Origin of the sequence: Pseudomonas sp. TH04, assembly GCF_016651355.1 — a bacterium.
Classification (GTDB): domain Bacteria; phylum Pseudomonadota; class Gammaproteobacteria; order Pseudomonadales; family Pseudomonadaceae; genus Aquipseudomonas; species Aquipseudomonas fluorescens.
In genome coordinates, this window is record NZ_JAEKEA010000001.1 from 1,149,315 (window position 1) to 1,162,391 (window position 13,077).

The following is a 13,077-nucleotide window of genomic DNA, read 5'->3' on the forward strand; positions in this document are numbered from 1 at the left end:
ACTGTCTTTTCCGTATTGCCTGTAAGGTAATTCAGCCATGAACCGGGTCAGCCCACGCTTGACGCTGCTCACCGCTTGCGGCGTTTGTTCGCTGATCGTGCTCGACACTAATATCGTCGCCGTGACGCTACCGAGCATCGCGCGCGACCTGGGCGCCAACTTCGCCGATATCGAGTGGGTGGTCAGCGCCTATATGCTCGCGTTCGCCGCACTGCTGTTACCGGCCGGCAGCATCGCCGACCGCTTTGGGCGCAAGAAGACCCTGGTCTGGGGCTTGAGCGTTTTCATCCTGGCGTCCATCGGTTGTGGCGTCGCGCCGAATGCAGTGTTTCTGGACATTGCCCGCGCCGTCAAAGGCGTCGGCGCAGCCTTACTGCTGACTTCGGCCCTGGCCGCCATCGGCCATACCTTTCACGATGACATGGAGCGTGCCAAAGCCTGGGCGTTCTGGGGCGCGTGCATGGGCGTGGCAATGACCGCCGCGCCGACATTGGGCGGGCTGATTACCCAATACCTGGGCTGGCGTTGGATTTTCTACCTCAACCTGCCCGTCGGCCTGGGCTTGATGGCGCTGGTGCTGCGTGCGATTCCAGAGTCCCGCGATACCCAGTCAGCACGCCTTGATCCGTGGGGCAGCCTGGCATTCAGTGCCAGCCTGTTGTGCCTGATCTGGGGGCTGATCGAGGCCAACCGCATCGGTTGGGACAGCCCGTTAACCTCTGCGCGCCTGATCGGCGGGGCTGTGTTGCTGGGGGTGTTTGTGCTGGTCGAACGCGCGCAACAACGGCCCATGGTCGACCTGCAACTGTTGCGACACCCACGGTTTATCGGCGCCTTGCTCGGGATGTTCGCCTATGCCGGCTGCGCCCAGGTGATGATGACGTTGCTGCCGTTCTACCTGCAAAACGGCCTGGGCTTCTCGGCCATTGCTTCGGGCCTGGGCATGTTGCCGTTTGCCCTGACTATGCTGATTTGCCCACGCATCGGTGCACGCCTGGCGGTGCGCTTTGCGCCCGCGACGATGATGGCCGCGGGGTTGACCCTGGTCGGCGGCGGCAACCTGTTGAGCGCCTGGGCGGTCAATGTTGGCGGCTACCTGCCCTTCGCGTTGGCGATTACCGTCACGGGCGCCGGGGCCGGCCTGCTCAATGGCGATACGCAGAAAAACATCATGGCCTGCGTGCCACGCGACCGGGCGGGGATGGCGTCAGGCATCAGCACCACCATGCGCTTCAGCGCAATCATGTTGGCCATTGGTGTGTATGGGGCATTACTGAGCAGCCACAGTGAGCAGTTGCTGCGCGCGCGTATTGACACACAATGGCAGGCCCAAGCGGCGGGTATCGCTTCGCGGGTCGTGGCCGGGGATATGCCGGCGGCGATGGGCTTGTTGCCGCAGGCGGCACGGGACGTCGTGCAGCCGCTGGCGCGGCAGGCGTTTGTGGGTGGGTTCAGCACGGTGTTGTGGGTGGCGGGATTGTTGGGGCTGCTGGGGGCGTTGGTGGTGGGGATGTTGATGCGAAAACCAATTCCCTCAGTACAACAACAGTCTTCCAGACTGACTCAGAACTAAATGTGGGAGCGGGCTTGCCCGCGATGGCGGCGGGTCAGTCGGTAGATGTATCGACTGGGACATCGCTATCGCGGGCAAGCCCGCTCCCACATTGGGATCGGCTACATTCTGGACTTACCAGAAACGCTGCTGGGTCAACCGGCTCCACCACGTCAACAGCACACGGTCTACCGAGCCACTGGCCGCCAGGCCGACTCGCTCCTGCAGGCTTTTACGCTCGGCATAGTGCAGGTGGAACACCTCGGCGGTCTTGGCCTTGGTGGCCAGGTACTCGTCGCTGGTTTGCAGTTCGTCGACCAGTTGTTTGTCGAGGGCAGCAACACCCAGCCACACTTCACCGGTCGCGACGTCATCGATTGCCAGCTGTGGGCGATAGCGCGACACGAAGTTCTTGAACAACTGATGCGTGATATCCAGGTCTTCCTGGAATTTCTCGCGGCCCTTCTCGGTGTTTTCGCCAAACACGGTGAGGGTGCGTTTGTATTCACCGGCGGTCAGCACTTCGAAGTCGATGTCGTGCTTTTTCAGCAGGCGATTCACGTTAGGCAACTGCGCCACCACGCCAATGGAACCGAGGATGGCGAACGGCGCGCTGATGATCTTCTCACCGATGCACGCCATCATATAGCCGCCGCTGGCCGCAACCTTGTCGATGCACACGGTCAACGGCACGCCGGCCTGACGGATACGCGCCAGTTGCGAAGAGGCCAAGCCGTAGCTGTGTACCATGCCGCCGCCGCTTTCGAGGCGCAGCACCACTTCGTCCTTCGGCGTGGCCAGGCTCAGCAGCGCGGTGATTTCATGGCGCAGGCTCTCGGTGGCCGAAGCTTTGATGTCGCCGTCAAAATCCAGCACGAACACCCGTGGCTTGGCCTCGGGTTTCTGCTTGCCTTTCTTCTTTTCGGTTTTGCTTTCGGACTTGCGCAGGGCCTTGAGCTGGTCCTTGTCGAGCAGGCTCGACTCCAGGCGCTCACGCAGGCCTTTATAGAAGTCATTGAGCTTGCTGACCTGCAATTGGCCGGCGGATTTGCGACGCCCCTTGCTGCGCAACGCCGCGAAGCTGATCAATACCACCAGAATAGCGACCACCAAAGTGACGGTCTTCGCCAGAAAACTCGCGTATTCGGCCAGAAAATCCATGTGACTCCTTACAAGTTGCAGTGCGCCGGGCGCGGATGGTCTCAGCATACCGATGGCACTGCCTTCGGACCAGTGCTCAAACCGCCAGCAGCGGCCCTCTAACGCGCTTTTAAAACAAGCGTATGTTTTTTCATTGACAGCTCGCGGGCATCCTCATAACCTCGCCAGACTTTCAACGTACCGGGAAAACGGACGTGGGCAGCATTTATTTGATTCGACATGGCCAGGCCTCCTTCGGTGCAGACGACTATGACGTCCTGTCGCCCGTCGGCGTGGAACAAGCGCAAGTGCTCGGTCGCCACCTGGCGGACCTGGGCATTACGTTTGACCGCTGTGTCTCGGGTGACCTGCGTCGCCAGCAACACACCGCCACTGCCGCATTCGATCAATACAGCGCCCTCGGCCACCCCATTCCACCGCTGGAAATCGACACCGCCTTCAACGAATTCGACGGTGAAGCGATCATCCGCGCCCTGCTGCCTGACTTGCTCGCCAGCGAGCCCCACGCTGTGGACGTGCTGCGCAACGGCGCGCAGAACCGCAGCGAATTCCAACGCATCTTCGCACTGATCATCGAGCGCTGGCTGGCCGGCACCTATGATCCACCCGGGCTGGAGAGCTGGCTGGGGTTTGTCGAACGTGTACAAGGTGGCCTGCAACGCATTCTTGAAGCGGCCGATAACACGCACAAGATCGCCGTGTTTACCTCCGGCGGCACCATCACTGCCCTGCTCCACCTGATTACCCGGATGCCTGCCGCCCAGGCCTTCGAATTGAACTGGCAAATTGTTAACACTTCGCTCAACCACCTGAAATTCCGTGGTCGCGAGGTGGCACTGGCTTCCTTCAACAGCCATACCCACTTGCAACTGTTGAAGGCGCCGCAGCTCATCACTTTCCGATGAATTGCGGCCAACCGTGACCCCAAGGTCACTGGACTCACCCATAAAGGATCGAAACCATGACTGACGTAGCCAAAGCTGTAGAAGCAATGAAAGCCAAATTCAACCCAGCCGCTGCCGACGGCCTGGACCTGGTGTTCGGTTTCCGTATCGACGACACCCAGAACTTCTCGCTGGTGGTCAAGAACAACACCTGCGAACTGCTGGAAGGCGAAAACCCGGACGCCCAGGTGACCCTGGTGATGGACGGCGAAACCATGAAAGGCATCGTTGACGGTTCCACCGACGGCATGCAGGCCTTCATGGGCGGCAAACTGCGCACCGAAGGCGACATGATGCTGGCGATGAAGCTGAGCGACCTGTTCCCGGCTTGATTCAAGGGCAGCCTTGAATACCGATCCCGCCTTTGCCGGCGGGATTTTTTTACATTGCGAAAACTACCGAGCGTACACGGTCACTTCAGAAAGCGCTTATCCGCCCATAAAAATCAATGGATCTATCGCAAAAAATTTTGAATCACTAGTATTTCTGACAGTAGTCGTTGATCACTCATACCGGCACATTGAAACCCTCCGAAACTAAAGAGGGTAGTCAGCATGGAAAGCCAATCCGACGATTTTGGGAATGTGACGGTATCAATCAATCCTGAAGAGCAGGTCACTCTAACGACGCAAAATAACCTGACGATAACGACCAGGATCATTGCCTTGAGCGAAGACGGAACGTGCCTTGTCACCGATTCAGGAGAGAGCATTCAAATTGATCAGATCGCCGACATCTCACCGCCAGTGGCACTGCGTACAGCGAGATTTATCAGCGGAATAACCTTGGCTGCGGGCAGTCTTGCAACCACCGTCTCCGGCGGCAGCGTTAACAAGCCCCCTCCTCTGACGTTCACATACATCAATGGAATCAGAGTGCCACTCAAATAACGCTGCGTTGCTGCAGCTCTGTCAGGGGCTACTCTTGGGCTGCAGCAGCAACGCCACCAACGCACTCCAGCCAGTCTGGTGTGACGCGCCCAACCCACGCCCGGTTTCACCATGGAAATACTCATGGAACAACACCAGGTCACGGCTGGCCGGGTCCGCTTCCAGCTGCGCATAGCCTGCCATCGACGGCCGCAGCCCGTCTTCATTCCTTAGAAACAATCGGGTCAGACGCTGGCTCAGACTGTCGGCGACCTCCTCCAGAGACGCCAGATAACCACTGCCGGTCGGGTACTCCACCGAGAAGTTGTCCGCGTAGTAGCGGTGAAATTCGCGCAACGATTCGATCAGCATGTAATTCACCGGCATCCACAATGGCCCGCGCCAATTGGAGTTGCCGCCATACAAGCGTGAGTCGGACTCGCCGGGCTGGTAGCGCGCGCACAACGTGTCGCCATTCATCTTCAGCGCCAGCGGCTGCTCAGCGAAAGCCTTGGATAACGAACGCACGCCAAAGGCCGACAAAAACTCCGTGTCATCGAGCATGCGCCGCAGCAAATCCTTGGTGCGCTCGCCGCGCAACAACGCCAGCAGCAGGCGATTGCCTTGCCCCGGTTCGTTCCAGCGCGACACCAGCTTGGCCAAATCCGGCCGGTGCTTCATGAACCCCAGTAGCCGTTCACGCAACCCCGCAAGGCCTTCATGTTCGCGCTGCTCCAGCACCAGCACGGCGAACAACGGCATCAGGCCGACGATGGAGCGCAGGCGCACCGGCTCGTTCTGGCCGTCGGGGCGGTGCAGCACGTCGTAGAAGAACTGGTCGTGCTCATCCCACAAGCCCTCGGCGCTGTCGTCAACGCGGTTGATCGCCCCGGCGATATACAGGAAATGCTCGAAAAACTTCACCGCGATATCGACGTAGACCCCATTGCGTTTGGCCAGCTCCAGACCGATGCGCATCAGGTCCAGTGCATAAGCGGCGACCCACGCCGTGCCGTCGGCCTGATCCAGCTGGTAGCCCGGCGGCAAGGCAGCGGAGCGGTCGAACAAGGCAATGTTGTCCAGGCCCAGGAACCCGCCCTGGAACAGGTTGCGGCCCTCGGCGTCTTTGCGGTTGACCCACCAGGAAAAATTCAGCAGCAACTTGTGGAAAATGCGCTCAAGGAAATCCATGTCGCCGACCCCGGTCAGCGCCTTGTCCTGCTGATACACCCGCCAACTCGCCCAGGCATGCACCGGCGGGTTGGCGTCGTCGAAACGCCATTCATACGCCGGCAGTTGGCCATTGGGGTGCATAAAGCGGTCTTTCACCAACAGCAATAATTGTTGCTTGGCATACTCCGGATCAATCAGCGCCATCGCGACCGCCTGGAAGCCCTGGTCCCAGGAGGCGTACCACGGGTATTCCCAGGTGTCAGGCATGGAGAGAATGTCGAAGTTGGACAGGTGCCGCCAATGGGTATTGCGGATATGCAGGCGCTCGGGCGGCGGCGCAGGTTGGGCCGGGTCGCCGTCGAGCCACTGGTTTACGTCAAAATAATACAGCTGTTTGGACCACAGTAAGCCGGCGAGCGCCTGGCGCTGTACGTTGCGCGCATCTTCATCGGTGATCCCCTGTTGCAGGGCCGCATAGAAGTCATCAGCCTCTTGCCGGCGAAGCTCAAACAGCTTGCGCGCGTTGACCGCAGGTGCGTCCGTGGGCGCAAACCGCAGGTACAGGGTTTTGCTCTCCAGGCCCGCCAGTTCAAGGCTGAAGCGCGCGGCGACTTTGGTGCCCGCGTCCCGGCGAATCGCCGACTGAACGCCGTCCACCAGGTAATCATTGATGCCATCCTTGAACGGCCCAGGCGCCGGCTGCCCATCCAATCGGGGAATATTGCTCTCGTTTTCGCAGAACAGCCACTCGAGCCCGTCCTGCCCCCAGGCGCTGAGACAGCGATCGGGCAGTTCATGATGGAAGGCCAGCACCTGCTCGCCGTCCAGCCGCAATTGCGGCTTGGGCGCGTCAACGGTCCAGCTCCAGTCATTGCGCGCCCACAACTGGGGCAGCACGTGCAGCTGCGTCGGCTGATCCGAACGGTTATGCACGGTGACCCGCATGAAAATATCGTCGGGATGGTGCTTGGCGTATTCGACGCTGATGTCGCAATAGCGGTTGTCTTCAAACACGCCGGTGTCGAGGATTTCGTACTCGGCATCTTCAAGCCCGCGGCGGGCGTTCTCGGCGATCAGGTCCGCATAAGGAAACGCGGCATGCGGGTATTTGTAGAGCATGCGCATGTAGGCATGGCTCGGTACGCCATCGACGAAAAAGTACAGTTCCTTGACGTCTTCACCGTGGTTGCCCTCGGCGTTATTCAAACCGAACAGGCGCTCCTTGAGGATCGTGTCGCGCCCGTTCCAAAGCGCCAGGCCCAGGCACCAGCGTTGAGCCTTGTCGCTGAACCCGGCCAACCCGTCCTCACCCCAACGGTAGGCGCGGCTGCGGGCATGTTCATGGGGGAAGTAGGTCCAGGCATCGCCATCGGCGCTGTAGTCTTCGCGCACCGTGCCCCATTGGCGTTCACTCAAGTAAGGGCCCCAGTCGCGCCAACGTTCGGGCGCTTCGGTTGCCAGGCGCTGGCCTTCAATCGTTGCGAGGATGTTGGTTGCAGGCGTGGCCGTCATCGGGTCCTCCATCACTGACACAGTGAGGGGCAGTGTAGAACCGCTCCACGCCCGGATGCACATGAAGTCTTATCCACCCGCGCAAAAAAAGAGGCCGCTGATTAGGCGGCCTCTTTTTTCGACGCTGCAAAAGCGCGCGCGTTCTTAGAAGATCGCGTAGGTATAGTTGAAGATCAGACGCGTTTGGTCCTGGTCCGCCGTGCCGGTGTTATGCCCTTTGTAGGTACCGGTACGGAAGGTGGTACCAAAGCCTTTGAGCGGGCCTTCCTGCACAACGTAGTCCAGGCGGAAGTCGGTTTCGTTTTCTTTCTGGTCAGCGCCGCCGGCGACTTTGGACTTGATGCCCGTGCCGTCCAGGTAAGCCACGGACGCTTTCAGCCCAGGTACGAAGGCCTTGAAGTCATAGGAGTACTGACCAAAATTGACCTGCTCGCCCGCACGGGAGAACTGGCCCACCACGGCATCTGTAAACAGGTAGAAGTCGCTGCCGCCCGCGCCCTGTGCGTTTGGATCGGCGATGCTGCCCTGGTTGACCCAGACGAAGCCGCCGTCGTCGCTGACGCCGATGTGGCCAAGCATCAAGCTGCTGCCGCCCAACTGGTAGGTGAACGCGGCGCTGTAGGTTTTGTTATCCACTTCGCCAGCGTGTTTGGCGTAGCCACCGTTGTTGTTGAACTGGTAGCCGGCCTCACCGTTTTTGCCATCGCTGCTGCTGTCGAAGTAACGCAGGTCAGTCTTGAACGACTGGTCGTTGCCCAGCGGCAGAACGTGAACCAGGCCGAAGTAGTTCTGTTTGTAGAAGTCCTGCAGGTTGGCGTAGTAGTACTGCAACGTCAGGTTTTTCGCGATGGCGTTGTCAGACGAGCCGAACGGTTTGTAGTCCACACCGCCGAACTTGAAGCTGTCGCTGTCGCGGGTACCGCCAGCGACGCTCAACCCGGTGGAGTTGCTGGAAGCACGGCCTTCGGCCTTGTTCAGCTCACCACCGGTAAAGGTCACGTTAGGAATGTCACTGGACGTGAGGATGCCGCCGTCAAAAGTCTGCGGTGCAACACGGCTGTCGTTGGAGACCAGGATAGGCAGCACCGGGGCCAAGGCACCGCCGACGTGCAACTCTGTCTGGGAAATGCGAAATTTCACGTTACCCGCAGCACGGCCGAAACTGTCGGCAGGCTCGGTGCCGTTGTTTTTGGTCGGGAAGAAGCTGTTGCCGTTACCGGACAGGCCTGGGCCTGCGGCGTGGCCATCGCCACCGTCCAGGCGCAGGGCACCGAAAGCCATCACATCGAAACCGACGCCAAGGGTGCCTTGGGTGTAGCCGGATTTGTAGTCGAAGCGCAGCAATGTCGCGGCTTCGCGCAGATCGTTGCTGGTCCCCGAACGGTTGTCCGCACTGTAGTACATCGTCCGCGAACTGACCGCTGCGTGGCTGTCTTCAAGAAAGCCACTGTGCCCCGTGCCTGTGCCCAGTGCGCCGAGCCCGAAATCGTCCGCGCAAGCCTGTTGCGCGAGCAGTGCAGCGGTGATGGATAACGCCAGTGTAGAAATTTTCATGTGTCGCAGCCCCTAAACATTTTTTTATGTGCGTTGTGTGCAAACGGCGTTTTCATCCCTACAAACGTGACGATTGTTTCATGAGGACCGGGGCGCGCCTCGTGAAGAATTTGTTAGGAAAACCGCCGAAAAATGAAATTTTTCAGCCGTGCATTTTTGTCATATTCGCGTCATATCATTCATTTGCAGAATGAAGTCCTGAGGATTCTTCGTTTGCAAGCCAAGCGCCAGCCCAACAAAATCCTGAAAAATGCCAAGCCTCCTTTACAGTGTTCAGGAATTTTTCTATGCCAAGCGCCGCCTATGTCAGCCCTGACGAAATACGCAAAGACTTCTCCAGGGCCATGTCCGACATGTACCGAGATGAAGTTCCACTGTATGGCGCGCTGATGGCGCTGGTAGCAGAGACCAATGCGCAGGTATTGGACAGTGACTCACGCTTGGCCGGGCAGTTGCGACGCACGGGCGAAATTGCTCGCCTGGACATGGAACGTCACGGCGCCATTCGCCTGGGCACTGCCCTTGAGCTGGCAACCATCAGCCGCCTGTTTGCGGTGATGGGCATGCAACCGGTGGGCTATTACGACCTGACCCCGGCCGGCGTGCCCGTGCACTCCACCGCTTTTCGCGCGGTGCATGAACGTGCGTTGCAGGCCAGCCCGTTCCGGGTGTTTACCTCACTGTTACGCCTGGAACTGATCGAAAACCTCGAACTGCGCGCCTTCGCCGAAAGCGCCCTGGCCAAGCGCTCGATCTTCACCCCCGGGGCGCTGGCGCTGATCGAACAAGCAGAACGCGACGGCGGCCTGAGCGCCGCAGATGCCGCGGCATTTATCCAGCAGGCCCTGGAAACCTTTCGCTGGCACCACACCGCCACCGTCACGGGCGCGCAGTACCAGCAATTGAGCGACCAGCATCGCCTGGTCGCCGACGTGGTGGCGTTCAAAGGCCCACACATCAACCACCTGACACCGCGCACCCTGGACATCGACCACGTGCAGGCCGCCATGCCGGGCAAAGGCATCACCCCCAAGGCAGTGATCGAAGGCCCGCCACGCCGCGAGTGCCCGATCCTGCTGCGCCAGACCAGCTTCAAGGCCCTCGACGAGCCCATCGCCTTCACCGACGCCCAAGGCAGCCACAGCGCACGCTTCGGCGAAATTGAACAGCGCGGTGTGGCACTGACCCCCAAAGGCCGCGCCCTGTACGACCAACTGCTGAACGCGGCGCGCGACGAACTGGGCGCGTTGCCGAATGAGAGCAACGCGGCACGTTATGTGGCGTTGATGGAGCAACACTTCCAGGCCTTCCCCGATAACCACGCGCAAATGCGTGAACAGGGCCTCGCGTACTTCCGCTACTTCGCCACTGCACAAGGCTTGGCGGCACGCGGCCAGGCCGACCAACCGCAAACGCTGGAGGCGTTGATTGCTGCCGGGCACGTGGATGTCGAGCCGTTGGTGTATGAAGACTTTCTGCCGGTGAGTGCGGCGGGGATCTTCCAGTCGAACCTGGGCGATGCCGCGCAAAGTCACTATGCAGCCACATCGAATCAGGCTGAGTTCGAAACGGCACTGGGCCGCCAGACGATTGATGAATTGAAGCTGTATGGCGAGACGCAGCAACGCTCGATGGATGAATGCATGCAAGCGCTGGGGGTATGAGGCCGGTGTGAAACAGGTTGCCCACCCGGCTCAGCAGCGCAATCCTTGCGCCGCAACAGTCCCCAGAGCCGGGTGGACGGCGGGCATCATAGTCAGTGAAGCGCCGCCTGTCCCTCAGACAATTCTGAACAAATATTACCGCCCCGATGTAGGAGCGAGTTGCAGCACAATCTTGTCTTTGACCAACAGGCGTTTCTTCTTCAGTTTCTCCAGTTCGTCGTCCGCTCCGCCTGACGACTCGAAAACGAGTACCTCCTTGTCGGCGGCATCGTATTGTTCGAGCAGCGAATTCAAGCGGTCATCGCTCCTCCTGCGTTCGTGAACAACTTCCTTGCTCAAACCCAAATCCTGATACAGGTCGTGTTTCACTGGCATGGAGTACCTCCGCAAGTTGATCAATGGCCTACCCTGTTGAAGCTAGCTCATTCCAAGGGGTCTTGTCATGTCTTGGGTCAATGCGTCCCCGTTCGTCGCAACGCGACCGATGGGATCAAACCTTTGCCACCCCCTGCCCTCCACTGTAGATCGCCACCTGAGGGAGAACGGTTTCATGACTCATGCTGCCACTGCTGTCGACACCCAATGCATCAACACCATTCGCACCCTGGCCATGGACGCTGTGCAGAAGGCCAACTCCGGCCACCCCGGCACGCCCATGGGCCTGGCGCCGGTGGGGTACACGCTGTGGAGTCGGTTCCTGCGCTATCACCCGCACCATCCCGACTGGCCCAACCGCGATCGGTTTGTCTTGTCGGTGGGGCATGCGTCGATGCTCCTGTATTCGCTGCTGCACCTGGCCGGCGTGGTCGAGATTGATGCCCACGGCAAACGCTCGGGCCAACCGGCGATCAGCCTGGACGATATCAAGCAGTTCCGGCAGATGAGCTCCAAGACCCCGGGCCACCCCGAATACCGCATGACCACCGGGGTAGAAACCACCACGGGCCCGCTCGGCCAGGGTTGCGCCAACAGCGTGGGCATGGCCATGGCCGAGCGCTGGCTGGGCAAGCGTTTCAACCGCGATGACAACGTGCTGTTCGATTACAACGTCTACACCCTGTGCGGTGACGGCGACATGATGGAAGGCATCAGCAGCGAAGCCGCGTCCATTGCCGGGCATTTGAAGCTGGATAACCTCTGCTGGATCTACGACAACAACACCATCAGCATCGAGGGCCACACCGAGCTGGCGTTCAGTGAAGACGTGACCAAGCGCTTCCAGGCCTATGGCTGGCATACCCTGCATGTCACCGACGCCAATGACCTGCAGGCCTTGAGCGCCGCACTGGAGACCTTCAAGACCAACACCGGCGCGCCGACCCTGATTGTGGTCGACAGTGTGATCGGCTACGGCTCGCCCCACAAACACAACACCGCCGCCGCCCACGGCGAACCGTTGGGCGTTGAGGAAATCCGCCTGACCAAAGCCGCTTACGGCTGGCCGCAGGACTCCAGCTTCCTGGTGCCCGATGAAACCCGCACGGTGCTGCGCGATGCGCTGCTGGAGCGCAGCCAGCCGCTGTATGAAGAATGGAACCGACACTTGTCGCAGTTGGCACAGTACGAGCCTGAACTGGCGGATGAGTTGAGCCGCATGCGCGCCGGCGAAATGCCGGAGCATTGGCAGGATCAGTTGCCCACCTTCAACACCGACGCCAAAGGCGTGGCCAGCCGTGCCGCCGGTGGCGAGGTGCTCAATGCCTTTGCCGAGCAAATCCCCTGGCTGCTGGGCGGCTCGGCGGATCTGTCACCGTCGACCAAGACCAACCTCACCTTCGACGGGGCCGGGCGTTTCAGTGCTGACGACTACAGCGGGCGCAACCTGCACTTTGGCATCCGCGAGCACGCCATGGGCGCCATCGCCAATGGCATGGCGCTGTCGTACCTGCGCCCGTATACCTCGACGTTCCTGGTGTTCAGCGACTACATGAAACCGCCCATACGCCTCGCGGCGATCATGGAGTTGCCGGTGGTATTCGTGTTTACCCATGACTCGATTGGTGTGGGTGAGGATGGGCCGACGCACCAACCCATCGAGCACCTGACTCAACTGCGTGCTACGCCGGGGCTGCTGACCCTGCGCCCGGGCGATGCCAATGAAACCCTGGAACTGTGGAAAGTCGCCCTGGCGCAAACCCATCGGCCAAGTTGCATCGTGCTGTCACGCCAGGCGTTGCCGACTCTGGACCGTACCCAGTATGCGGCCGCCTCCGGTGCCGCCAAAGGCGCCTACGTGTTGGCCGGCGCTGACAAACCTGAAGTGCTGCTGTTGGCGACGGGCAGTGAAGTCAGCCTCGCAGTGGCAGCGTACGAACAGCTGACAGCCGAAGGGATTGCCGCACAGGTGGTCTCGATGCCGAGCTGGGAGCTGTTTGAGGAACAGGACGCGGCTTACCGCGACAGCGTGTTGCCACCAGCCGTCAAGGCGCGGGTGGTGGTGGAACAGGCGGGCCCCTTGGGTTGGGACCGCTATGTCGGCCAGACGGGCGCCAAAGTGGTGATGAACAGCTTTGGCGCGTCGGCGCCACTGGCCAAGTTGCAGGAGAAGTTTGGGTTTACCCCTGAAAACGTGGTGAAGCTGGCCAAGCAACAGCTGGCTGAACACGGGTAATCCGCTGGGAGCGCGCTTGCCCGCGAATGCGCCAGCA

10 protein-coding genes are annotated in these 13,077 nt (G+C 60.3%); 6 read left to right on the plus strand and 4 right to left on the minus strand.

Features of this window, described 5'->3' with window-relative positions; all coding sequences use genetic code 11:
- The first annotated feature begins 37 nt into the window (after nt 1-37).
- Entirely contained in the window at nt 38-1,573 is a 1,536-nt protein-coding gene (locus JFT85_RS04935; RefSeq protein WP_187602286.1) for an MFS transporter, read from the plus strand.
- A gap of 114 nt (nt 1,574-1,687) precedes the next feature.
- On the opposite strand, the gene sohB is transcribed toward JFT85_RS04935, so the two are convergent.
- Nucleotides 1,688-2,713: a protease SohB gene (sohB, locus tag JFT85_RS04940; protein ID WP_053255655.1), complete on the minus strand. Its 1,026-nt coding sequence runs from the start codon at nt 2,711-2,713 to the stop codon at nt 1,688-1,690.
- Nucleotides 2,714-2,907: 194 nt separating this feature from the next.
- On the opposite strand from sohB, the gene JFT85_RS04945 reads away from it, so the two are divergent.
- The 3 genes from JFT85_RS04945 to JFT85_RS04955 all read left to right on the plus strand — a co-directional run bounded on the left by JFT85_RS04945 (nt 2,908) and on the right by JFT85_RS04955 (nt 4,547).
- A complete protein-coding gene (locus JFT85_RS04945) occupies nt 2,908-3,618 on the plus strand; it encodes a histidine phosphatase family protein (RefSeq protein ID WP_053255654.1) in 711 nt (236 codons plus the stop codon).
- A 56-nt stretch (nt 3,619-3,674) separates the two neighbouring features.
- Nucleotides 3,675-3,989 carry an SCP2 sterol-binding domain-containing protein gene (locus tag JFT85_RS04950; protein ID WP_053255653.1) on the plus strand — a complete coding sequence of 105 codons (315 nt, stop codon included), beginning with the start codon at nt 3,675-3,677 and terminating at the stop codon, nt 3,987-3,989.
- A 222-nt stretch (nt 3,990-4,211) separates the two neighbouring features.
- Entirely contained in the window at nt 4,212-4,547 is a 336-nt protein-coding gene (locus tag JFT85_RS04955) for a hypothetical protein (protein WP_053255652.1), read from the plus strand.
- Nucleotides 4,548-4,568: 21 nt separating this feature from the next.
- Here the strand turns inward: JFT85_RS04955 and JFT85_RS04960 are convergent, their stop codons facing one another.
- Both JFT85_RS04960 and JFT85_RS04965 read right to left on the minus strand, forming a co-directional pair.
- Complete coding sequence (locus JFT85_RS04960) at nt 4,569-7,211, minus strand: MGH1-like glycoside hydrolase domain-containing protein (RefSeq protein ID WP_201229350.1); 2,643 nt, start codon at nt 7,209-7,211, stop codon at nt 4,569-4,571.
- Between the two features lie 144 nt (nt 7,212-7,355).
- The gene (locus JFT85_RS04965) at nt 7,356-8,765 is read right to left on the minus strand and encodes an OprD family outer membrane porin (protein WP_053255650.1); all 1,410 of its coding nucleotides are present in this window, start codon (nt 8,763-8,765) and stop codon (nt 7,356-7,358) included.
- Between the two features lie 287 nt (nt 8,766-9,052).
- Between JFT85_RS04965 and hglS the strand changes: the two genes are divergently transcribed.
- Nucleotides 9,053-10,429 carry a 2-oxoadipate dioxygenase/decarboxylase HglS gene (gene hglS, locus JFT85_RS04970; protein ID WP_201229352.1) on the plus strand — a complete coding sequence of 459 codons (1,377 nt, stop codon included), beginning with the start codon at nt 9,053-9,055 and terminating at the stop codon, nt 10,427-10,429.
- Nucleotides 10,430-10,564: 135 nt separating this feature from the next.
- Here the strand turns inward: hglS and JFT85_RS04975 are convergent, their stop codons facing one another.
- Nucleotides 10,565-10,804, minus strand: a complete 240-nt coding sequence (locus tag JFT85_RS04975) for a DUF465 domain-containing protein (RefSeq protein WP_053255648.1) — start codon at nt 10,802-10,804, stop codon at nt 10,565-10,567.
- A 175-nt stretch (nt 10,805-10,979) separates the two neighbouring features.
- Here JFT85_RS04975 and tkt point away from each other — a divergent pair, with 175 nt between their 5' ends.
- A complete protein-coding gene (gene tkt / locus JFT85_RS04980) occupies nt 10,980-13,040 on the plus strand; it encodes a transketolase (protein ID WP_069552332.1) in 2,061 nt (686 codons plus the stop codon).
- Nucleotides 13,041-13,077: the final 37 nt, after the last annotated feature.